The 21401-nt window shown below is 67.0% G+C and carries 18 protein-coding genes; 6 read left to right on the top strand and 12 right to left on the bottom strand.

What is annotated here, in order from left to right; all coding sequences use genetic code 11:
- Positions 1-111: 111 nt before the first annotated feature.
- On the top strand, positions 112-1578 hold the full coding sequence (locus LMF57_RS04080) for a DUF2235 domain-containing protein (RefSeq protein WP_229290924.1): 1467 nt from the start codon (positions 112-114) through the stop codon (positions 1576-1578).
- A 75-nt stretch (positions 1579-1653) separates the two neighbouring features.
- Here the strand turns inward: LMF57_RS04080 and LMF57_RS04075 are convergent, their stop codons facing one another.
- The 7 genes from LMF57_RS04075 to LMF57_RS04045 form a co-directional block, all read right to left on the bottom strand.
- Entirely contained in the window at positions 1654-2478 is an 825-nt protein-coding gene (locus LMF57_RS04075) for a ferritin-like domain-containing protein (RefSeq protein WP_117309645.1), read from the bottom strand.
- A gap of 10 nt (positions 2479-2488) precedes the next feature.
- Positions 2489-3955 (bottom strand): amidophosphoribosyltransferase, encoded by a 1467-nt coding sequence (purF, locus tag LMF57_RS04070; RefSeq protein WP_025878104.1) that lies wholly within the window; start codon positions 3953-3955, stop codon positions 2489-2491.
- Between the two features lie 30 nt (positions 3956-3985).
- Positions 3986-4747: a CvpA family protein gene (locus LMF57_RS04065; RefSeq protein WP_117309644.1), complete on the bottom strand. Its 762-nt coding sequence runs from the start codon at positions 4745-4747 to the stop codon at positions 3986-3988.
- 43 nt (positions 4748-4790) lie between these two features.
- Complete coding sequence (locus LMF57_RS04060; protein WP_229290922.1) at positions 4791-5816, bottom strand: SPOR domain-containing protein; 1026 nt, start codon at positions 5814-5816, stop codon at positions 4791-4793.
- A gap of 81 nt (positions 5817-5897) precedes the next feature.
- Positions 5898-7169 carry a bifunctional tetrahydrofolate synthase/dihydrofolate synthase gene (gene folC / locus LMF57_RS04055; protein WP_117309642.1) on the bottom strand — a complete coding sequence of 424 codons (1272 nt, stop codon included), beginning with the start codon at positions 7167-7169 and terminating at the stop codon, positions 5898-5900.
- A gap of 42 nt (positions 7170-7211) precedes the next feature.
- On the bottom strand, positions 7212-7856 hold the full coding sequence (locus LMF57_RS04050; protein WP_025878100.1) for a histidine phosphatase family protein: 645 nt from the start codon (positions 7854-7856) through the stop codon (positions 7212-7214).
- A gap of 190 nt (positions 7857-8046) precedes the next feature.
- On the bottom strand, positions 8047-10209 hold the full coding sequence (locus tag LMF57_RS04045; protein ID WP_229290920.1) for a S46 family peptidase: 2163 nt from the start codon (positions 10207-10209) through the stop codon (positions 8047-8049).
- Between the two features lie 248 nt (positions 10210-10457).
- Between LMF57_RS04045 and tdh the strand changes: the two genes are divergently transcribed.
- On the top strand, positions 10458-11480 hold the full coding sequence (tdh, locus tag LMF57_RS04040; RefSeq protein WP_117309640.1) for an L-threonine 3-dehydrogenase: 1023 nt from the start codon (positions 10458-10460) through the stop codon (positions 11478-11480).
- Between the two features lie 182 nt (positions 11481-11662).
- Here the strand turns inward: tdh and LMF57_RS04035 are convergent, their stop codons facing one another.
- Positions 11663-12355, bottom strand: a complete 693-nt coding sequence (locus LMF57_RS04035) for a TorF family putative porin (protein ID WP_229290918.1) — start codon at positions 12353-12355, stop codon at positions 11663-11665.
- 210 nt (positions 12356-12565) lie between these two features.
- Between LMF57_RS04035 and kbl the strand changes: the two genes are divergently transcribed.
- Positions 12566-13771 (top strand): glycine C-acetyltransferase, encoded by a 1206-nt coding sequence (gene kbl / locus LMF57_RS04030; protein WP_059066100.1) that lies wholly within the window; start codon positions 12566-12568, stop codon positions 13769-13771.
- Between the two features lie 122 nt (positions 13772-13893).
- On the opposite strand, the gene LMF57_RS04025 is transcribed toward kbl, so the two are convergent.
- The 4 genes from LMF57_RS04025 to LMF57_RS04010 all read right to left on the bottom strand — a co-directional run bounded on the left by LMF57_RS04025 (position 13894) and on the right by LMF57_RS04010 (position 16959).
- Entirely contained in the window at positions 13894-14232 is a 339-nt protein-coding gene (locus LMF57_RS04025; protein WP_208081722.1) for a hypothetical protein, read from the bottom strand.
- Positions 14233-14316: 84 nt separating this feature from the next.
- Complete coding sequence (locus LMF57_RS04020) at positions 14317-15126, bottom strand: pseudouridine synthase (protein WP_229290916.1); 810 nt, start codon at positions 15124-15126, stop codon at positions 14317-14319.
- A 20-nt stretch (positions 15127-15146) separates the two neighbouring features.
- Positions 15147-15653 carry a hypothetical protein gene (locus LMF57_RS04015; RefSeq protein WP_049467667.1) on the bottom strand — a complete coding sequence of 169 codons (507 nt, stop codon included), beginning with the start codon at positions 15651-15653 and terminating at the stop codon, positions 15147-15149.
- A gap of 217 nt (positions 15654-15870) precedes the next feature.
- On the bottom strand, positions 15871-16959 hold the full coding sequence (locus LMF57_RS04010; protein WP_117309637.1) for an OmpA family protein: 1089 nt from the start codon (positions 16957-16959) through the stop codon (positions 15871-15873).
- Positions 16960-17317: 358 nt separating this feature from the next.
- Here LMF57_RS04010 and LMF57_RS04005 point away from each other — a divergent pair, with 358 nt between their 5' ends.
- The 3 genes from LMF57_RS04005 to LMF57_RS03995 all read left to right on the top strand — a co-directional run bounded on the left by LMF57_RS04005 (position 17318) and on the right by LMF57_RS03995 (position 21208).
- Entirely contained in the window at positions 17318-18337 is a 1020-nt protein-coding gene (locus LMF57_RS04005; RefSeq protein ID WP_229290914.1) for a zinc-binding alcohol dehydrogenase family protein, read from the top strand.
- 105 nt (positions 18338-18442) lie between these two features.
- Positions 18443-19072 (top strand): hypothetical protein, encoded by a 630-nt coding sequence (locus LMF57_RS04000; protein ID WP_229290911.1) that lies wholly within the window; start codon positions 18443-18445, stop codon positions 19070-19072.
- Between the two features lie 105 nt (positions 19073-19177).
- Complete coding sequence (locus LMF57_RS03995; protein WP_229290908.1) at positions 19178-21208, top strand: NADPH-dependent 2,4-dienoyl-CoA reductase; 2031 nt, start codon at positions 19178-19180, stop codon at positions 21206-21208.
- Positions 21209-21401 lie beyond the last annotated feature (193 nt).

Genomic DNA, 21401 nt, shown 5'->3' with positions numbered 1-21401 from the left:
TCGCGATCTGTGATCGACCGCATCTGCGTTCAGTCAGGTCAAAAGCGTCAGTACACTTCGCCAACACACGGCTTTCGCGCTACCGTGACGTGGCCACGACAGGGGATGCACATGGCGCCAGCGCAGTACAGCGGTGACACGACGGCTGATCCGGGCCTGCTGCGGATCGGCCTGTTCTTCGATGGCACCCGCAACAACGCCCACAACCTGGCGCAGGGCCACCGGCAGGCGCCGCGACCGCGCCCCGCCCTGCTCCGCGCCGATGATGATTCGACCTACCAGAGCCGCTTGACCAGCAGCTACGACAACGGCGCCACCAACATCGCGCGCCTGCATCAGCTGTACCCGGACAGCCGGCGCACGCCCGGCAGTACACCTTCGCTGGCGATCTACGTGGAAGGCGTCGGCACCCGCGATGATGCCGAAGACGACCTGATCGGCCTGGCCTTCGGTATCGGCGCCAGTGGCGTGCAGGCGAAGGTGCAGCGTGCGTTGCAGGTGCTGCTGCCGGCGGCACTGTCGGCACTTGCGTCGCAGTGGCGCGCGCCCCTGCACAGCGTGCAGCTGGATCTGTTCGGCTACTCGCGCGGCGCGGCCTCCGCGCGCGATGTGGCCAACCATCTGCGCGGATGGGACGGCGCGCGCTGGCGGCAGCTGCTGCAGCAGGCGGGCCTTTCATGCAGCGCAGATTTCACCCTGCCGCGGCCGTTATTGCGCTTCATCGGCCTGTTCGACACGGTGGTCGCCGTCAACGGCGGCCGCGCCGACGAACATCCCCGCATCGCCCTGCCCGCAGGCATCGCCGAGGCCGTGCTGCAGCTCATTGCGCGCGACGAGCATCGCCAGCACTATGCGCTGACCACGGTGGCACCGGCCCATCCCGAAATCGCGCTGCCCGGCGTGCACGCCAACATCGGTGGTGGCTACGACCAGGTGGAAGAAGGACCCAAGCTGCTCAGCCGGCCGCGGCGGCAGCAGCTGCGCCGGCCTGGCGTGGAGGACTTCCAGACACCGCCCCTGGCACTGCTGCAGGCGACCACCGCGTACGCTGAAGCACAGGCCGACGCCGAACGCTGGCGGCAGCAGCTGGGGCTGAACCCGAAGGAAGTGTGGGTCGATGTCTGGCACCAGTGGCAGCAGCAGCGACGCGCGGGCAGCCGCAGCGTGCTGATGTCGCCGGTGCTGTACGTCACCGCTGCGGTGGTGCTGCACCGGCGCATCGATTGGCGCTACCAGCTGGTTGCGCTGCAGGTGATGCAGCAGTACGCCATCGCGGCCGGCGTGGCCTGGACTGCCGACGCCGCCGAGGTGGCGGGTTGGGAACTGCCCAGCGCGCTGCAGCCGATCGCGCGCCGCCTGATTGCCGGCCAGCCGTTGACCCCGACGCAGGAAGCGTTGCTGCGTCGCCGTTACCTGATGCAGTCCGCACACTGGAATTTCGATGCGCTGGGCGATACCGCCCTGACCTACACCGCCGACGCCGGTGTCAGCGAGCTGCCGTATCGGCCCGGCCCGGGGTTGTTCTACATCAACCGGCCGACGGTGGATGGCAGGCGCGTGATGTTGCCGAACGCATGAGACCCAAGAAGGGGACGGAGGGAATCAAGTCGTGTGTGGCACAAACGACTTGATTCCCTCCGTCCCCCTTTTCCTTCAACCCGCCTGTTCGACCAGGTTGGCCAGCTCATCCGCATCGAACCCGGCCAGCAGGCGTGCCTCGATGTTGAACGGCCCGTGCAGGTAGCCACCGGCATACTCGACCAGCAGTTCCTTGAAACGCGCTCGTGGCTCGACGCCGGCGCGCTCGCAGTACCAGCGGAACCATCGCGAGCCGGCGGCAACATGTGCAACCTCCTCGCGCAGGATCACGTCCAGCACGTCGGCGGTTTCGCCATCGCCGACGTTGCGCAGCTTGTCGATCATGCCCGGGGTCACGTCCAGCCCGCGCGCTTCCAGCACGCGCGGCACCAGCGCCATCCGCGCCAGGCCGTCGTGCGCGGTCTTCCCGCACATTTCCCACAGGCCGTTGTGCGCAGGGAAATCGGCGTACTCATGGCCATGTGCCAGCAGGCGCTCGCGCAGCAGCATGAAGTGGCGCGATTCGTCGTCGGCGCAGCTCACCCAGTCGGCATGGAACGCAGCCGGCAGACCGCGGAAACGGTACACCGCGTCCCAGGCCAGGTCGATCGCATTGAGCTCGATATGGGCGATGGCATGGATGAACGCCGCACGCCCTTCCACCCCGCCCAGGCCGCGCCGCGGCACTTCACGCGGATGCACCATCACCAGCTGCGGCGGCCGGCCCGGCATGCGGATCGGATCGGCCGGCGGTGCATCGGCCGGTACGTTCAAGCGGCCGGCGCGGAACGCGGCAGCGTAGGCCTGGGTCAGTGCGACCTTGCGCAGCGGATCGGCTTCGGCCAGGCACTGCTGCGCGGCGCGCAGCAGATTGCCGCCGACGTCAGGTACGTCGACCACTGCCGGCGCCTCAGGCGCGGCGCTTGTGCTTGGCGTCGTCCGAACGCAGCTGCTGGATGCGCTCGAAGTAGCCCGGCTCGATGCCCGTCGGGTAATGGCCGTTGAAGCACGAGGAATCGAAGTTGCGCAGCGCCGGATTGCCTTCGCTCACCGCCGCTTCCATGTCTTCGATGTCCTGGTAGATCAGCCAGTCGCAGCCCAGGTGCGCTTCGATTTCCTCGATGCTGCGATTGTGCGCGACCAGTTCTTCAGCGGCCGGCATGTCGATGCCGTAGATGTTCGGGTAACGCACCGGCGGCGCGGCGCTGGCCAGGTAGACCTTGCGTGCGCCGGCGTCACGCGCCATCTGCACGATCTGCTGGCTGGTGGTGCCGCGCACGATCGAGTCGTCCACCAGCAGCACCACGCGGTTGCGGAATTCCAGGTGGATCGGGTTGAGCTTGCGGCGCACCGACTTCACCCGTTCGCCCTGGCCCGGCATGATGAACGTGCGGCCGATGTAACGGTTCTTGATGAAGCCTTCGCGGTACTTCACCCCAAGCACGTTGGAGATCTCCAGCGCGGCATCGCGCGAGGTGTCCGGGATCGGGATGATGGTGTCGATGTCGTGGTCCGGGCGCAGGCGCAGGATCTTCTCGCCCAGCTTGATGCCCATGCGCATGCGCGCCTTGTGCACCGACACGTTGTCGATCATCGAATCGGGGCGTGCGAAATACACGTACTCGAAGATGCACGGGGTGTGTTCGGCCGGCTCGGCGCAGATTTCCGAGAACAACTCGCCGCGCGCGGTGATCACCAGTGCTTCGCCCGGCTGCACGTCACGCACGCGCTGGAAGCCCAGCACGTCCAGCGCGGCCGACTCGGAGGCAACGATGTATTCGTCACCCTCGGCATGGCTGCGTTTGCCCAGCACCAGCGGGCGGATGCCATGCGGATCGCGGAAAGCGACCAGGCCCAGGCCCAGCACCACGCTGACCACCGCATAGCCGCCCTTGCAGCGGCGGTGCACGCCGGCAACCGCGCGGATGGCGGCTTCCGGGCTGAGCTGGCGCTGCTGTTCCAGTTCGTAGGCGAACACGTTCAACAGCACTTCGCTGTCCGAATCGGTATTGACGTTGCGGCGGTCCTGCTCGAACACCTGCTGGCGCAGGTCTTCGGTGTTGATCAGGTTGCCGTTGTGGGCCAGCGCGATGCCGTACGGCGAATTGACGTAGAACGGCTGTGCCTCGTCCATGCCTTCCGAACCGGCGGTCGGATAGCGCACATGGGCGATGCCGACGCTGCCTTCCAGGGTGGACATGGTGCGGGCATCGAAGACATCGCGGACCAGGCCGGTGGCCTTCTGCACCCGCAGGCGGCTGCCGTTGACGGTGGCGATGCCCGCCGCGTCCTGGCCGCGATGCTGGAGGACGGTCAAGCCGTCATACAACTGCCCGGCGACGTTCTGGTTGCCGACGATTCCGACGATGCCACACATGATGCGAGGTCTCCGCTGGGCTGTGCCCAGTTACAAGGAAGGTGGCCGTGCCTGGCCGTGGGTACCGCCCGCGGCTGGCGCGGGGCGGGCCGGGCGCGCGGGCGCCGGCTCGATGCTGCTGGGCAGTGTGGAGGCCGCACCGGGCTCCTGCTCCATCTCCACGGGCTGCGGCCATCCGCCGCCCGCCACTACCTGGTTGAGAACGCCATTATCGCCTGTCGCCGCCGGCTTGCCCAACACCTGCTGTGAAGATGGGGCGTTCTCGTCCAAGGGCAAGGGCAGCCGATCGGGAAGCAGGGCCTGCAGAGGCAACGCCTCAGGCAGCACCCTGTCCAGCTGCGGCAGCTGCGCCTGCATCCAGGCCACGGCAGGCTGGAGCAGCGGCCGCAGCTGCGACTGCTGCCACGCCGGCTCACCCGGCAATGCAGTGAAACCGGCCAGCAGCAGGAGGATGCAGGCGAAGAACAGGCCGCGCACCGCGCCCAATGCACCGCCCAGCACGCGATCGACGCCACCGAGCAGGGTCAGCTTGATCGCGGCCTTCAGCAGCAGGCCCAGCAGCCCGACCACCACCACGGTCAGAATGAAGACACCCAGGTATCCGGCCAGGTAGTGCCCGGTACCGGGCGGCGCCGGTGCCGCCCACCAATGCGAGGCCTGGTTGCCGAAGGTGAAGGCCATCCATCCAGCCAGCAACCATGACACCAGCGCGACCACGGTACCGACAAAACCACGGATGAAACCGAACAGGGCGGACGCGCCGATCAGCACGCCCAGCACGATATCGATCACGCGGCCCGCTCCTGCCAGCGACAGTGGCGGACAACGGGCCGGATCACGGGTGCGGTCGCACCATGCCGGCGACGCCGACCTTGGCGGCGACCTGCGCCTTCAACTGTTCGGCATCGGCGCGGTTGGCGACTGGCCCGACACGGACCCGGTGCAGGCTGCCCTTGTCGGTACGCACCTGCTCGACGAAAGCGCTGAAACCTGCCGCGCGCACCTTGTCGCGCAGAGCGTTGGCATCGGCGGCCTGGCCGAATGCGCCGAGCTGTACGGCAAAACCCACTCCGCTGGCGGCCGGTGCGGCCGGCGTGCTCGGCGGCGTGTCCGGCTTGCTGGCGGTCGCTTCCGGCTTGGCCTCGGGCTTCGGTTCCGGCTTGGCCGGCTCCGGCTTGGCGGCCGGCGGTGCTGCTGCGGTCGGCGTACTCGGCGGCAGGCTTTCACTGCGCACCGGGTTGCCGGTCGCCGACGGCGTGGCCGCCGCGACGGGAGTACTGGCGCTCGGCGCGGGCGTCGGTGTGCTTGCCACCGGTGCGCTGGTCGAGGGCTTCGCATCGAGCGTGATGACTTCTGCCTTCACGTCGGCACGCACCTTCACCGCCTGCAGCCGGGCCGCTTCGGCCTGGGCACGGTCGGCATACGGCCCAACGCGAACGCGCCAGGCCGGGCGACCGTTGATCGATGCGGTCTCGATGAAGCCCGGAAGCTGCGAACGCTTGAGGTAGGCGATCACCGCATCGGCGTCGGCCTGGCTGCCGTAGGCGCCGAAGGTCACCGCGTAGTTACCGGCGGCGACGGCTGGCGAGGTGTCCACGGTCGGCGGTGTCGCCGGGGCGGCGGCCTCCTCGACGGGACGGGCCTGGCCACTCTGCAACCCGGTGGCGCCGCCGGCCGGTGCGACCAGCGGCAGTTCACGGGTTTCAAACTGGCCATCGGCCGGCGCATCGGGCGCGGCGATCGGCACAGAAGCGACACCGCTGTCCGGGGCCGGGCCCTTGACCAGCATCGGCAGGAAAATGACGGCCAAGGCCACCAGGACGATGGCACCAATCAGACGCTGTTTCAGGGGCGTATCCACGTAGGGCAGGCGGCAGGCTGGACGTTGCGGTCGATTATACGGGTGCGCGACCGCACGGCGTCGGTAATGGCTGAACGGCGGTCAGGCGTGGGCCTGCAGCCATTGCAGCGCAGCCGCGGCGGTATGGAAGGAACCGAATACCAGCACCCGGTCGCCGCGCTCGGCGCGGGCCAGCACCTGCGCCATCGCCTGTTCGACCGTGCCGGCCAGCGCCGCAGTGGCTGCCGCGGTATCTGCCAGCCGTGCCTGCAGTTCCGCCGCACTCTGCCCACGCGCGCCATCCAACCCGGCCAGGGTCCAGTCGCCCACTACCTCCTGCAGGGCCTGCACCACGCCCACGGCGTCCTTGTCCTGCAGCGCGGCGTACACCGCCAAGGTGCGCCCGGGGGATGCCTCGGCCTTCAGCGCACGCGCCAGCTGGCCGGCCGCCTGCGGGTTGTGGCCGACATCGACGCGGACCTGCACACCATCGCGCTCGAACGCCTGCAGGCGCCCGGCGATGCGCGCCGCTGCCACGCCTGCGGCCCATGCCGCGCGCGGCACCGGCCGGTCCAGCGCGCGCAGCGCCGCGATCGCCGCACCGGCGTTGGCCAGCTGGATCGGCCCGGCCAGCGTCGGCGTCGGCAGCTCCAGGCGGGTGCCGACATCGCGCCAGCGCCAACGCTGCGCGTCGATCGGTTCGTAGAAATAGTCGCTGCCGCCGCGGATCGCATTGGCACCCACCAGGTAGGCGCGCGCCAGCACGCTCGACGGCGGATCGGTCTCGCCCAGGATCACCGGCTTCCAGCCGCGGATGATGCCGGCCTTCTCGGCACCGATGGCCTCGCGGTCCTCGCCCAGCCATTCGGCGTGATCGATGTCCACGGTGGTGATCACCGCCACGTCGGCGTCGACGATGTTGACCGCATCCAGGCGGCCGCCAAGGCCCACTTCCAGCACGGCCAGATCAAGATCGGCATTGGCGAACAACTGCAGCGCGGCCAGCGTTCCGTACTCGAAGTAGGTCAGCGTCACGTCACCGCGCGCGGCTTCGACTGTATTGAACGCGGCCACCAGTGCGGCGTCATCAGCATCCTGGCCATCGATGCGTACGCGCTCGTTGTAGCGCAGCAGGTGTGGCGAGGTGTACGCACCGACCTTCCAGCCCGCAGCGCGCGCGATGGCCTCGATGAAGGCGACGGTGGAACCCTTGCCGTTGGTACCACCGACCACGATGGTGTGCCTGGCCGGCGTGCCCAGGCCCATCGCGGTGGCCACGGTGCGCACGCGCTCCAGCCCCATGTCGATGCTGGCCGGATGCTGGCGTTCAATGTAGTCCAGCCATTCGGCCAGAGTGGTCGGGGTGTTCTTCACGGCAAGACTTCCAACAGGTGCAGGTGGTTCAGGGCAGAAGAGTCAGAGTGCGCGGTGCTTGGCTTCACCGAAGAACGGCGTGTGGTGGGCGCAGTCGTTCAGGCGCACCACTTCCAGGCTGTCCAGGTCGGCGCCTTCAAGCAGGTTGAGCGTGGTCGGTGCCTGGCGGAAGGTCCACAGCCGCGACAACGGCAGGCCCAGCACCTTGCACAGGATCACCCGGTTGACTGCGTCGTGGGCGACCACCAGCAGGGTGTCGTGTTCGCCAAGGCCTTCGGCGGCACGGGCCAGGCCGCGCCAGCTGCGCTCCAGCACCAGGCGCAGCGATTCGCCGCCCGGCATCAGCACGGTGTCCGGTTCATTGCGCCACGCCTGCAGGCGCGACGGGTCTTTTTCGTTGATTTCGCTGGCCAGCAGGCCTTCCCACTCACCGTGGGCGATTTCCTGCAGCTCCGGCTCGGTCAGCAGCATGTCGGCGCGTGCAGCACCCAGGGCCAGTTGCGCGGTGCGTTGGGCACGCGACAGCGGCGAGGCCACGGCGCGGGTGATGTCCACCGAAGCCAGGCGGGCGCCAAGCGCCTGGGCCTGGGCCTCACCGATGGGCGAAAGCGGGATGTCGATCTGGCCTTGGTAGCGGCCTTCGGCGTTCCACGGCGTTTCGCCGTGACGGGCAAGCAGGATGCGCATGCGAACAAGGGGTCCTTGGGGGAGGAGTTCCGGCGCATTGTTCACATCCTGTGAAGTGCGCGGAACAGGGATCATACCTGTTCGGCGGACCCGGCCGGTCGGGGCATGAAAAAACCCCGCGACAGACGTCGCGGGGTTTCAGGAACTCCGGCTATCTGGTCGAGGTTGCCGGCCAGCGGCCGGCACTACCTTATTTGGCCAGGTTCAGTTCCTTCAGCAGCTGCGGCGCCGGCGCCACTTCCTGCATGATCCACTGCATGTAGCGGCTGTCGACGGCAATCATGCGGGTCATCACCGGGTCGAACACCCAGTTGGAACTGACCGATTCCCAGTTGCCGTCGAAGGCCAGGCCGACCAGCTTGCCGTTGGCATCGAGCACCGGCGAACCGGAGTTGCCGCCGGTGATGTCCAGGTTGGACAGGAAGTTCACCGGTACCGAACCGATCCGCTTGTCTTCCAGACCGCCGTAACGCTTGGCCTTGACCGCATCGAGCAGGGCCTTCGGCGAGTCGAACGGATCCTCACCGGTTTCCTTCGCCGCCACACCTTCCAAGGTGGTGAACGGAGTGTACTTCACGCCGTCCTTGCCATAGCCCATCACGTTGCCGAAGGTGATGCGCAGCGACAGGTTGGCATCGGGATAGACGAACTCGCCCTGACTCTTCTTGTAGTCGGCCACGGCCTGCAGGTAGAGCGGACGAGCGGTCAGCGATTCGCCCTCGCGGATCTTCTTCTGCTCTTCCTGCTTCAGCAGCGCCGGCATGACGGCCACCGCGTACTGGATGGCCGGATCATTGCTGGCTTCAAACGCAGCGCGATCGGCCTTGAACCACTTCAGGCGGTTGTCCAGGCTGCCCAGTCCGGTGCCGCCCAGCTTGGTCACCAGCGACTTCACCGCAGTGGCATCGCTGCCGGCCAACCACGTGTTCAGCACTTCGTTGTCGCGCTGCGCGGCCGGCAGGGCCACGTACTGGTCCAGCCAGTAGGTCTGCAGCTGCTGGTCCATCTTCGCCACGTAGCGGCGATCCATCTGCTTCAGGCTGCCCTCGATGGTGGTCAGGTCGCGGTCCTGGTAACCCGCTTCGCGCTCGGCGTCGGGCTTGCTGCGCTCGATCGACAGGCGGTACAGGGTGATGGCCGCGCCCACCGCGGAGGTGTTGTTGAACTGGCCGACGAACAGGTCGCGCTCGCGCGTCGACTTGCTGGTATCCAGGTGCTGCAGCAGCTGCGCGTGTGCAGCCAGTGCCGGCTTGCCGGCAGCGCCCTGCTTCTTCAGCCAGGCCAGCACCGCCGCTTCTTCGGCCTGCTTCTGGCCGGCGGCATCGATGCGCTTGAAGCCTTCCAGCTGGCCCAGGTAGTTCTTGGCCACGTTGTTCATGCTGGCCGCGGTGGCGGCGTACTTCACCTTGACGTCGGCGTCGGCCTTGCCGGCGTCGGCGATCATCTTCAGCACCGCGTTGTAGTGGCGGGCGATGGTCGGGTAGGTGAAGCTGGCAGTCTCGTTGAACTCGCCGGCCAGCGCGTAGCGGTTGGTGCGGCCCGGGTAGCCGGCCACCATCACGAAGTCGTCGGCGCCCAGCGGCGTATCGGCGAACTTCAGGAAGTGCTTGGGCTGGTAGGGCACGTTGTCGGCCGAGAACGCCGCCGGCTTGCCGTCCTTGCCGACGTAGGCACGGTAGAACGAGAAGTCACCGGTGTGGCGCGGCCACATCCAGTTGTCGACGTCACCGCCGAACTTGCCGACGCTGCCCGGAGGTGCATAGACCAGGCGCACGTCCTTGATTTCCAGGTTGCGGAACAGGCGGTAGGTGTTGCCGCCGGAGAACGAATACAGGCGGCAGCGGAAGCCGGCATCGGCTTCACACGCGGCGACCTGGGCCTTGTCGAAAGCGTCCAGCGCACGGCTGCGGGCCAGCGGGTCCTTGCCGGCGCTGGCGATGGCCGCCTTGGCCTGGGCGGTGACGTCGGTGATCTGGTCGAGCACGAACACGCGGGCATTCGGGCCGGCACTCAGTTCATCGCTGAGCTTGGGCGCGTTGAAGCCGTCCTTGATCAGGTTCTTCTGTGCGGTCGAGTTCAGCTGGATCGCACCATAGGCACAGTGGTGGTTGGTGACCACCAGGCCCTGCGGGGAGACGAAGCTGGCGGTGCAGCCGCCCAGCGCGACCACCGCGCCCATCGGGTCACCGGTCAGGTTGGCCAGCTGTTCCGGGGACAGCTTGAGGCCGGCCTTCTGCAGCGGGCCGGCGATTTCCGGCAGCTGCTGCGGCACCCACATGCCTTCAGCGGCATGGGCGACCTGGACCAGCCCGAGGCTGGCGACGACGGAGAATGCAAGCAGGTTCGAGCGCATGGAGCGGCCCCTGGTAGTGGAACCCTCGATTGTAGCCCGCCGCCCTGCCCCGGCCCGAACCCCGGAAGTCATGGGCCCCGGACCGCCGGGCATGGCCCGGCGAGCGCAGCGGCGCTGTTCGAAACGCCCGCCTGCGCACAGCTTTCGTTCCACCACTGCGCCCGCAGCGCAGCATGGGAATTCCGCGTGGCGCCCTATAATCCGCGCTTTCCCCCCTGATGAGTTCCACCCCGATGGCGCAGCAAACGATGAAGGCCCTGGTCAAGCGCGAAGCGGCCAAGGGCATCTGGATGGAAGAGGTCCCGGTGCCGACCCCGGGTCCCAACCAGGTCCTGATCAAGCTGGAAAAGACCGCGATCTGCGGCACCGACCTGCATATCTACCTGTGGGACGAATGGAGCCAGCGCACGATCAAGCCGGGCCTGACCATCGGCCATGAGTTCGTCGGCCGCATCGCGCAGATCGGCCCGGGCGTGACCGGCTACGAGATCGGCCAGCGCGTGTCGGCCGAAGGCCACATCGTCTGCGGCCACTGCCGCAACTGCCGCGGCGGTCGTCCGCACCTGTGCCCGAACACCGTCGGCATCGGCGTCAACGTCAACGGTGCGTTCGCCGAATACATGGTGATGCCGGCCAGCAACCTGTGGCCGATTCCCGACCAGATCCCCTCCGAGCTGGCCGCCTTCTTCGACCCGTACGGCAATGCCGCGCACTGCGCGCTGGAATTCAACGTCATCGGCGAAGACGTGCTGATCACCGGCGCCGGCCCGATCGGCATCATCGCGGCGGGCATCTGCAAGCACATCGGTGCACGCAACGTGGTGGTGACCGACGTCAACGACTTCCGCCTGAAGCTGGCCGCCGACATGGGCGCCACCCGCGTGGTCAACGTCGCCAACACGTCGCTGAAGGACGTGATGAAGGAACTGCACATGGAGGGCTTCGACGTGGGCCTGGAAATGAGCGGCAACCCGCGCGCGTTCAACGACATGCTCGACTGCATGTACCACGGCGGCAAGATCGCCATGCTCGGCATCATGCCCAAGGGTGCCGGCTGCGACTGGGACAAGATCATCTTCAAGGGCCTGACCGTGCAGGGCATCTACGGCCGCAAGATGTACGAGACCTGGTACAAGATGACCCAGCTGGTGCTGTCCGGCTTCCCGCTCGGCAAGGTGATGACCCACCAGCTGCCGATCGACGACTTCCAGAAGGGCTTCGACCTGATGGAAGAAGGCAAGGCCGGCAAGGTGGTCCTCAGCTGGAATTGACCCTTCGGGTCAATTCCCCCGCAGGTTTCCTTATCCCCGCGCCGTCGGCGCGCCCCTTGAACAACAAGGGGCTCTCCCCAGTTGGGATCAAGAACGCTGCGGAATCGAAAAAGGCGCCCATTGGGCGCCTTTTTCGTGAAGCGTGCCAGGCAAGCCAGGCACCTACCGTAACGCCTGCGGCGTTACTTGCCTACGGCCACGCTCAGCATCACCCGGCTGTGGGCCAGCTTGCCGGAGTTGTCGCGGCCATTGCCATCGGTGCCGTAGTAACCCAGGCCGACATTGAACAGGCCGAACTGCCGGGCGACGCCGACGTTCCAGTCGGTGTAGTCCTTGGCGATACCGTCCTCGAAGGTGCTGCGACCGACGTTGGCGTTGAGCGTGACGTCCTTCGGCAGGCCCCAGCTGCCACCCAGGCCGAAGTACCAGCCATCGGTGCTGCTGTTCCACACATCGTTGCTGTAGGCCACCGTCAGCTTGTAGGTGTCGTCCAGCGTGGTGGTGGTGATCAGCTCGTTGTAGTTCTGGTGGCTGGCCTTGAGGTAGGTGTAACGGTTCAACAGCACGTCGAAGTTGACGCGCTCGGTCACGTCCACGCCGTAGCCGATCAGGTTGTCGACCTCGGTCTTCGGATCGCCCGGACCGAAGTCCACGCCCGAGCCCCAGACACCGGCATACAGGCCAACCGGGCTGGTGTAGGTGAAGCCGGCCTGCAGGGTCGGATCCTCATCGGTCTGCGACACACCACGGAACAGGTAGTCCGAGACGGCGGTGACGTTCCAGCTGTACGGAGATTCGTTGTCCTGGGCGCTGGCGGCGAACGGCGCGAGGGTCAGGGCGGCGGCAATGGCGAGGCAGGCACGGGCGTGCTTCATGAGCGTCTCCGGTGGGGTCGGTGGCGTGGAAGGCGGGATCTGCAGCGGGCGCAGCGACCGGAGCCAGACGGGCCCGGTTCACGAATTTTTAACCCGTTTGCTATTGCGATGCAACATGTGCCGGCCATGGCGGCGCCCCATCCGGCCCGGTCCGCTGCGGTCGATGCCCGGTAGAATCAGTGGTTTCCCGTGCTGAGCCGTGCCCACGCCATGACCGACTCCTCCGCCCTGACCCGCCACTATGCCGAGGAACTGGACGCCATCCGCGCCCAGGGCCTGTTCAAGTCCGAGAGGATCATCACCAGCCCCCAGTCCGCCGAGATCACCCTGGAAGACGGCCGCAAGGTGCTGAACTTCTGTGCCAACAACTACCTCGGCCTGGCCGACCATCCCGACCTGATCCAGGCCGCGAAGGACGCGCTGGACAGCCACGGTTTCGGCATGGCATCGGTGCGCTTCATCTGCGGCACCCAGGACCTGCACAAGCAGCTGGAGAAGCAGATCGCCGACTTCTTCGGCAAGCAGGACACCATCCTGTACGCGGCCTGCTTCGATGCCAACGGCGGCCTGTTCGAACCGCTGCTGGGCGAGAACGACGCGATCATTTCCGATGCCCTGAACCATGCCTCGATCATCGACGGCGTGCGCCTGTGCAAGGCCAAGCGCTTCCGCTACGCCAACTGCGACATGGCCGACCTGGAAGCGCAGCTGCAGGCCGCCGATGCGGCCGGCTGCAAGACCAAGCTGATCACCACCGACGGCGTGTTCTCGATGGATGGCTTCATCGCGCCGCTGGACGAGATCACCGCGCTGGCGAAGAAGTACAACGCGCTGGTGCACATCGACGAATGCCATGCCACCGGCTTCCTCGGCGCGACGGGCCGCGGCTCGGCCGAGGTCAAGGGCGTGCTGGAGAAGATCGACATCATCACCGGCACCCTGGGCAAGGCCATGGGTGGCGCGCTGGGTGGCTTCACCTGCGCCAGCGCCGAAGTGATCGAGCTGCTGCGCCAGCGCTCGCGCCCGTACCTGTTCTCCAATTCGCTGCCGCCGCACGTGGTCGCCGCCGGCATCAAGGCGTTCGAGATGCTGGCCGCGGCCGATGACCTGCGCAGCACCCTGGCCGCCAACACCACCTACTTCCGCGAGAAGATGACCGCTGCCGGCTTCGACGTGAAGCCTGGCGTGCATCCGATCAGCCCGGTGATGCTGTACGACGCACCGCTGGCGCAGAAGTTCGCCGAGCGGCTGCTGGAAGAAGGCATCTATGCGATCGGCTTCTTCTTCCCGGTGGTGCCCAAGGGCCAGGCCCGCATCCGCACCCAGATCAGCGCCGCGCACAGCCGCGAGCACCTGGACCGCGCGATCGATGCATTCACCCGCATTGGTGTCGAGCTGGGCGTGATCAAGGGCTGATCACCCACGGATAACGCCGGGCCACGCCCGGCGGTTTCCCGATAGCCGCGCCATGCGCCCGCCGGGCGCGGCCCGGCGCTACCCATCAGGACGTGCCGACCAAGGTCGGCACCTGCCAGACCTTATTTCTTCTTTTTCTTCTTGTCCTTGGGTTCGTCCTTGCTGGCAACCACCACCGGCTTGGCGGCAGCGTCCTGCCCGTTGCCCTTGGCAACGCGGATGCCATTGGCTTTCATCCAGGCATCGAACTGGTCGGCGGTCATCTTCTGGTCGCCGTTGCTCATCATGAAGCGGTAACTGCCGCGGCCATCCAGTTCCGGGGTCTTCACTTCAACCACCGGGGTTTCGGCAGGGAGTTCGGCCTTGGCCGTCTTCTTGTGGCCGCCGCAGGCCGTCAATAGCACGATCGGCAACAACAGGCTGGCGCAGCGCAGGGTTTGCTTGAGGGTCGGGTGATACATGGCAGGCTCCGTTCTGGACATTCGACAACCAGGCGCCCCCTACGCCTGGAACGGTGGCCGGCGAGCGCCGGCCGTGGGCATCACTCAGCCCGGTGCAGCGGCCCCCAGCCGCTGCTGGTCGCTGACCTCCAGCGCCCGCCACTGGCCCTTGCCGAGATCGCCGAGCGTGAGCTCTCCGATCGCAACCCGGACCAGGCGCAGCACCTGCAGGTCGAAGGCCGCCAGCAGGCGACGGATATGGCGGTTGCGGCCCTCCTCGAGGACCACCTCCAGCCAGGCGGTCTTGTCGCCGCTGCGCAGCACGCGCACGGCCAGAGCAAGCAGGAACTCGCCCTCGTCTTCGACACCGGCGCGCAGCGCGGCCAGGGTGTCCTCGTCGGGCAGGCGATCGACCTGCACGTGGTAGGTCTTGTGCGGGCCGGTCTGCGGATCAGTCAGGCGCGCAGCCCACTGCGGATCGTTGCTGAACAGCAGCAGGCCTTCACTGGCCTTGTCCAAGCGACCTACCGGCGCGATCCACGGCAGGCCGGCACCATCGAAGCAGCGGTACACGGTGTCGCGGCCACGCTCATCCTGCACGGTGGTGACCACCCCGCGCGGTTTGTTGAGCATCAGGTACAGACGTTGCGGTGCGCCCATCGGCTGGCCGTCGACCTCGATCGGCGGCGCCGGGCTGGCAATCGGGAATTCCGGATCACGGACGATGCGCCCGGCGACACGAACGCGGCCATCAGCGATCCAGCGCGCGGCCTCGCTGCGCGAGCACACGCCGGCCTTGGACAGCACGCGCGCCAGGCCATGGCGCACGCCAGCGGAAACCGCAGGGGGGGTCGCACGCCCACGCGCAGCGTGGGAGCGGGCAGCGGGGGCAGCAGGTGGGCGGCGCGTACGCAAGCCTCTGCTCCCCGCCGCGCTTACTTCTTGTCGACCGGCTTGGTCTCAGCCGGTACTTCGGCAGCGGCCGGGGTGGCAGCCGGAACCGGACGTGCCTTGACCACGCGTACGCCGCGCGCCTTCATCCAGGCGTCGAACTCTTCGGCGGTCATGCGCTTGCCGTTCTGGCTCATGTCGAAGCGCCACGGCGTGTTGTCGAATTCGGTCTGCGGCTTGTACGCAGCCGGATCATTGGGCTTTACCGCCGGCGCGCTCGGAATCGCCTTGGCGATGTTCTGGCAGCCATCGATGCGCAACCGCTGCAGCACCTGGTCCAGCGACTGCGACGGATCGTAGCTGCTGCCCAGCACGCCACTGGCCATGCCCAGCTGGCTGCTGCGGATGTACAGCTCATCGGCCACCGGGGCGACGGCCGTGGCCGGCAACGGCAGCGGCGAGGCGCTGGTGTTGACCGAGCAATCGACCGCAGCGTGAGCAGCGGGAACCAGAGCCAGCGCCAGAACGGCAGCCGATGCAGAGCGCAGCATGAGGGCATCCACGAAAGGAAGTGACGCGGCGAGTTTAGCAATGCCGCGTCATCTTTCAAGCGCCACTTTCAATGAATACGGCAACTCATTGGTTTCATGGGCAAATCACCGACGAACGGTCACCTTTCCAGCGCTGATTCATCATTACAGGCCGCACAAACAACAAGACCCGGCCGAAGCCGGGTCCTGCTGTGTCTTACTGGCAGAGCGTCAGAACTCAGTTCTGGACGTTCAGCTCGGTACGACGGTTCTTGGCGCGACCTTCCGGATTGTCCGAACCATCCGGGTTGGTGTTCGGCGCAATCGGGCGGCTCTCGCCGTAGCCGATCGGACCGGCCAGACGGCCAGCGTCGACGCCGTTCTTGGTCAGGTAGTTGTACACCGCGGTGGCGCGGCGCTCCGACAGCTTCTGGTTGTAAGCGTCGGTACCCTTCGAGTCGGTGTGACCGGCAACTTCAACGCGCAGATCCGGGTAACGCTTCAGGATCTCGGTGGCTTCGCTCAGGATGGCCACAGCGTCCGGACGCAGGTTCGACTTGTCGAAGTCGAAGTTCACGCCCTTCAGGTCGATCGAGACCGGCACCGGGCAACCGTCCGGACCGATGGTCTGACCCGGCTGCGAGTTCGGGCACTTGTCGTCGCAGTTGTTGACGCCGTCACCGTCGTCATCCAGGTCGGCGCAGCTCGGGGCAACCGGAGCCGGAGCCGGAGCAGCAGCCACCGGGGCCGGGCCCAGCGGGATCACGACGCCGACCGAAGCCAGCACGTCGCCGAACCAGCTTTCGTCGCGCGCGGCGATGCTCTGGTCGTCGAAGTCAGCGCGGTAGGCCACTTCGGCGCGCACAGCAACGCGCTTGTCGAAGGTGGTCTGCAGACCGACGCCGAGCTTGGCGGCAACGTTGCCGTCCTTGCGGTCGGCCGGGCCGTTCGGGCCAGCTGCGTACTCTTCTTCAGACTTCTGGTAGCCCAGGCCGCCCACGATGTAGGGGTTCCAGCCGCGGCCTTCCTTGATGAAGTGGCGACGCAGATCGAACGACACGCCGTACTGCGACCAGTTCTGATCCTGGTTGGCGTCGAAGTTCGGGTTCTGGTAGTTCAGCTCACCATCCAGCGACCAGTTCGGGCTGATGAACTTGCCCAGACCCAGGGTCACGAACGGAGCGTCGTTGGTCAGGCGGTCGCTGTCCTGGAAGTTGAAGCCGGCCGAACCGGTCAGGTACCAGCGGTCATCGAACTCCTGCGCCGACGCAGCCTGGGCGAATGCCAGACCGCCCAGCAGCGCGGCAGTAAGGATCTTCTTGTTCATTGAGTACAGCTCCTATTTCGGGGGTATGAAACCGGTAGAGGCATGGGCCAGCACTACTGCGTCGATGTTCAGACAGCCGATTCAGCACGCCACCGCCGCGAACATTATGCTCAGGCGGGTGAAGGTCATGTTAACAGTCCCGTAACATGTGAAGCGCCGCGCACGACCGGCCACCGGTCCGACGTTGAAACCCTATACAGGATGATGAAAATCCGCAAGACCCGCGCACCACAAGGGTTTGGAAGGGTTTAAGGGCCAGATGCATCAGATTTGTCGCTCGTTATCCCAAAACGGTTCAGCGCGCGCCCATCGAGGTGAGGAACCTTATGATGCAGACAGGAACCGAGCTGGAGCTGCAATGAAAGCCGTCGCCCTGTGCCGTGACTCCGCCCCTGCCCTGCGTGATCTGGTGGTGCCACCGCCGCAACCGCCGCGTGGCCGTGACCTGCTGATCCGTATCGAAGCACTTTCCGTCAATCCCGTCGACGGGAAGCTGCGTGCAGCCACGCCGGCCATGTCGCTGGATGCCCCGCGCATTCTCGGCTGGGACGCGGCAGGGGTGGTCGAAGCGATGGGCGAGGAGGCCAGCCTGTTCGCCTCCGGTGACGAGGTCTACTACGCAGGAGATGTCACCCGCCCTGGCTGCAATGCACAGTATCAGCTGGTGGATGAGCGGCTGGTGGCACGCAAACCGACCACCCTCGATTTCGCCGAAGCGGCCGCGCTGCCGCTGACCACCCTCACTGCGTGGGAACTGCTGTTCCAGCGCATGCCCCTGCAGCTTGATGATCGCCGCCACGCTGGCCAGCGCCTGCTGGTGATCGGCGGTGCCGGCGGCGTCGGCTCGATGGCGATCCAGCTGGCCCACCACGCGGGGTTTGAGGTCATTGCCACCGCCTCGCGTGAAGCCTCGATCGACTGGTGCCGGCGGATGGGCGCCCAGCATGTCATCGACCATCGCCAGCCCCTGTTGCCGCAGCTGCAGGCGCTCGGCATCGATGAAGTGCAGGTGGCACTCAACCTGGCCGACACCGATCACTACTGGGACGAACTGGGCCAGCTGCTGGCACCACAGGGTCATGTAGGCCTGATCGTGGAACCCCGCGGTCCGCTGCGCATCGGCGATCCCTACAAGGCCAAGTGCATCGGCATCCATTGGGAATTCATGTTCGCCCGCGCGCGCTTTGCCACCGCCGACCGCATTGAGCAGCACCGCATCCTCAATCGGGCCGCCAGCATGATCGACGCGGGCCAGCTGCGCGGCACGCTGAGCGAAGTGCTGGGCCCGATCAATGCGGCCAACCTGGACGCCGCCCATCAGCGTCTGGCCGGCAGCCGCACCATCGGCAAGCTGGCGCTGGCCGGCTGGGACGACTGATTCAGCGCGCTCAGCCTGTCGCAGTGGATTGGCCGACATCTGTATCTATTGAACGGCCCGTTTCGGGGATAGGGTGGAAACAGATTCCCATCCCTCGAGCCTGCCATGCCCTCCGCCCTGCCCCTGCGCCTGCTGCAACTGATCATCGGCCTGTTCCTCTACGGCTTCGGCGCCTCGCTGATGATCCGCGCCGCGATCGGTGTCGCGCCGTGGGACGTGCTGTCGCAGGGCATCGCTGCGCAGACGCCGTTGTCGTTCGGCCTGGCCACCAACGTGATCGGCGCGCTGGTGCTGCTGCTGTGGTGGCCGCTGCGGCAGAAGCCCGGTGTCGGTACCGTGCTCAACGTGATGCTGATCGGCCCTTCGGCCCAGTTCGGACTGTGGCTGCTGCCGCCGGCGGTCGGCCTGGGCTGGCAGGTGGCGATGTTCTGCGCCGGCATGCTGCTGGTGGCGCTGGCCACCGGCCTATACATCGGCGCCAGGCTGGGCCCCGGCCCGCGCGATGGCCTGATGACTGGACTGCACGCGCGCACCGGCTGGCCGATCTGGAAGGTGCGCAGCCTGATTGAAGGCAGCGTGCTGCTGCTGGGTTGGTGGCTGGGCGGCAATGTCGGCGTCGGCACGCTCGCCTTCGCGTTGCTGATCGGACCATTGTGCGAGGTCACCCTTGGCTGGTTCGGGATCGGCCGCGCACCGGTAGTGCCGGCCGCTGGCCGGCAACCGCAATCGCCCTGAGCTGACCGGTAGGCCGGGCATGGCCCGGCGCCACCGAGCGAGCAGCCCTTGCTCCGGGCGCCGTTTCGCGGCACCCTTCGCGCTTCCGTACGCAAGCGTATCGACATGTCGCCAGCCAACGAAAGCGCCTTCCCCCACCTGTTCGCCCCGCTGGACCTGGGCTTCACCCAGCTGCGCAACCGGGTGCTGATGGGCTCGATGCACACCGGCCTGGAGGACCGCGCGCGCGACTTCCCGCGCCTGGCCGCCTACTTCGCAGAACGCGCCGAAGGCGGCGTTGGCCTGATCGTCACCGGCGGCTTCGCGCCGAACGTGGTGGGCTGGCTCAAGCCCTTCGGCGGCAAATTGTCCTGGCCATGGGAAGTGCGCCCGCACCGGCAGCTGACCGCCGCCGCGCACCAGCACGGCGCGAAGATCTGCCTGCAGCTGCTGCACGCCGGGCGCTATGCCTATCACCCGCTGTCGGTGGCGCCGTCGAAGTTGAAGGCACCGATCAATCCGTTCACCCCGCGCGCCTTGTCGGCCAGCGGCGTCGAGCGGCACATCGCCGACTATGCACGCAGCGCGAAGCTGGCCCGCGAAGCCGGCTACGACGGCGTGGAAGTGATGGGCTCGGAGGGTTACCTCATCAACGAGTTCATCGCCCCGCGCACCAACAAGCGCAACGATCGCTGGGGCGGTGATGCCGCACAGCGCATGCGCTTCGCGGTGGAGATCGTGCGCCGCATCCGCGAAGCCTGCGGCCCGGATTTCATCATCATCTACCGCCTGTCGCTGGTCGACCTGGTCGAAGACGGCAGCAACTGGGAAGAGATCGTGCAGCAGGCCCAGGCCATCGAGGCCGCCGGTGCGACGATCCTCAATTCCGGCATCGGCTGGCATGAAGCGCGCATTCCGACCATTGCCACGTCGGTACCGCGTGGCGCATTCGCCGCGGTCACCGCCAAGCTCAAGCCGCATGTGTCATTGCCGCTGGTGGCGACCAACCGCATCAACATGCCCGAAGTGGCCGAACGCATCCTCGCCGATGGCGGGGCCGACATGGTGTCGCTGGCACGCCCGCTGCTGGCCGATCCGCAGTGGCCGAACAAGGCCCGCGCCGGCCGTGCCGAGGCCATCAATACCTGCATCGCGTGCAACCAGGCCTGCCTGGACCACGTGTTCGAGAACAAGCTGGCCAGTTGCCTGGTCAATCCACGCGCTGCCCACGAGACCGAGCTGGTCTATACCCCGACCACCGCACCGAAGCGGGTGGCCGTGGTCGGCGCCGGTCCGGCCGGCCTGGCCTGCGCTACGGTCGCTGCCGAACGCGGCCACCAGGTCACCCTGTTCGACGCCAGCGAGGAGATCGGTGGCCAGTTCAACGTGGCCAAGCGCATTCCCGGCAAGGAAGAGTTCCACGAGACCCTGCGCTACTTCCGCCACAAGCTGGCCGAGACCGGCGTGCAGCTGCGCCTGGGCACCCGTGCCGACGCTGCCAGCCTGGCCGGTTTCGACGAGGTCGTACTGGCCACCGGCATCCTGCCGCGCAAGGTCGACTTCCCCGGTGCCGACCACGCCAAGGTGGTCAACTACCTGGACGTGCTGCTGGGCCGGGTCGAGGTCGGTGCCAGCGCCGCCATCATCGGCGCCGGTGGCATCGGCTTCGATGTCGGCGAGTTCCTTGCCCATGACGGCCCCTCGCCGTCGCTGGACCCGCAGCGCTGGATGGCCGAATGGGGCGTGGATGCCACCTTCGAGGCCCGCGGCGCGCTGTCCCGGCCGGCGGTGGAGGCGTCGCCGCGCAGGCTGTGGCTGCTGCAGCGCAGTGCCGGCAAGCCCGGTGCACGCCTGGGCAAGACCACCGGCTGGATCCACCGCGCCACGCTGAAGGCCAAGGGCGTGCGCATGCTGGGTGGTGTCGAGTATCTGGGCGTGGACGATGCGGGCCTGCGCATCCGCGTGGACGGCAGCGAACAGCTGCTGCCGGTCGACCACGTGGTGATCTGTGCCGGGCAGGAACCGCAGCGCGCGCTGCAGGCCGAACTGCAGGCCGCGGGCATCACCGCACACTTGATCGGTGGTGCAGATGTGGCCGCCGAACTCGATGCAAAACGTGCGATCGATCAGGGCAGCCGGCTCGCCGCCGCGCTCTGATGAGCACCTGAATGGGGGCCGGAATGTGATTTCCGTCACCGGCCCCCAAGCTGAATGTCAAGCCGGGCGATTCAGGATGCGTTCGGCAATGCCCCCCTACCTTGCGCCGACTTTCTGCTCACCAGCCAGTTTCCGGTGAGCCGGTGCGGACCCCGCCGATCGATCCACGATCGTGTTCTTGGGGCCGCCCACG

The organism is Stenotrophomonas sp. SI-NJAU-1 (assembly GCF_020883215.1).
Taxonomy (GTDB): Bacteria; Pseudomonadota; Gammaproteobacteria; order Xanthomonadales; family Xanthomonadaceae; genus Stenotrophomonas; species Stenotrophomonas indicatrix.
The sequence above is the reverse complement of the archived record's forward strand: the minus strand, read 5'-3'. Positions and strand labels throughout refer to the sequence as shown.

Coding starts and splice junctions, on each gene's coding strand:
- LMF57_RS03995 (WP_229290908.1), top strand. CDS start 19,178: ATGTCGCCAGCCAACGAAAGCGCCTTCCCCCACCTGTTCGCCCCGCTG.
- LMF57_RS04050 (WP_025878100.1), bottom strand. CDS start 7,856: ATGCGCATCCTGCTTGCCCGTCACGGCGAAACGCCGTGGAACGCCGAA.
- purF (WP_025878104.1), bottom strand. CDS start 3,955: ATGTGTGGCATCGTCGGAATCGTCGGCAACCAGAACGTCGCCGGGCAG.
- LMF57_RS04015 (WP_049467667.1), bottom strand. CDS start 15,653: ATGCTGCGCTCTGCATCGGCTGCCGTTCTGGCGCTGGCTCTGGTTCCC.
- kbl (WP_059066100.1), top strand. CDS start 12,566: ATGACCGACTCCTCCGCCCTGACCCGCCACTATGCCGAGGAACTGGAC.
- LMF57_RS04035 (WP_229290918.1), bottom strand. CDS start 12,355: ATGAAGCACGCCCGTGCCTGCCTCGCCATTGCCGCCGCCCTGACCCTC.
- LMF57_RS04080 (WP_229290924.1), top strand. CDS start 112: ATGGCGCCAGCGCAGTACAGCGGTGACACGACGGCTGATCCGGGCCTG.
- tdh (WP_117309640.1), top strand. CDS start 10,458: ATGAAGGCCCTGGTCAAGCGCGAAGCGGCCAAGGGCATCTGGATGGAA.
- LMF57_RS04010 (WP_117309637.1), bottom strand. CDS start 16,959: ATGAACAAGAAGATCCTTACTGCCGCGCTGCTGGGCGGTCTGGCATTC.
- LMF57_RS04005 (WP_229290914.1), top strand. CDS start 17,318: ATGAAAGCCGTCGCCCTGTGCCGTGACTCCGCCCCTGCCCTGCGTGAT.
- LMF57_RS04025 (WP_208081722.1), bottom strand. CDS start 14,232: ATGTATCACCCGACCCTCAAGCAAACCCTGCGCTGCGCCAGCCTGTTG.
- LMF57_RS04045 (WP_229290920.1), bottom strand. CDS start 10,209: ATGCGCTCGAACCTGCTTGCATTCTCCGTCGTCGCCAGCCTCGGGCTG.
- LMF57_RS04000 (WP_229290911.1), top strand. CDS start 18,443: ATGCCCTCCGCCCTGCCCCTGCGCCTGCTGCAACTGATCATCGGCCTG.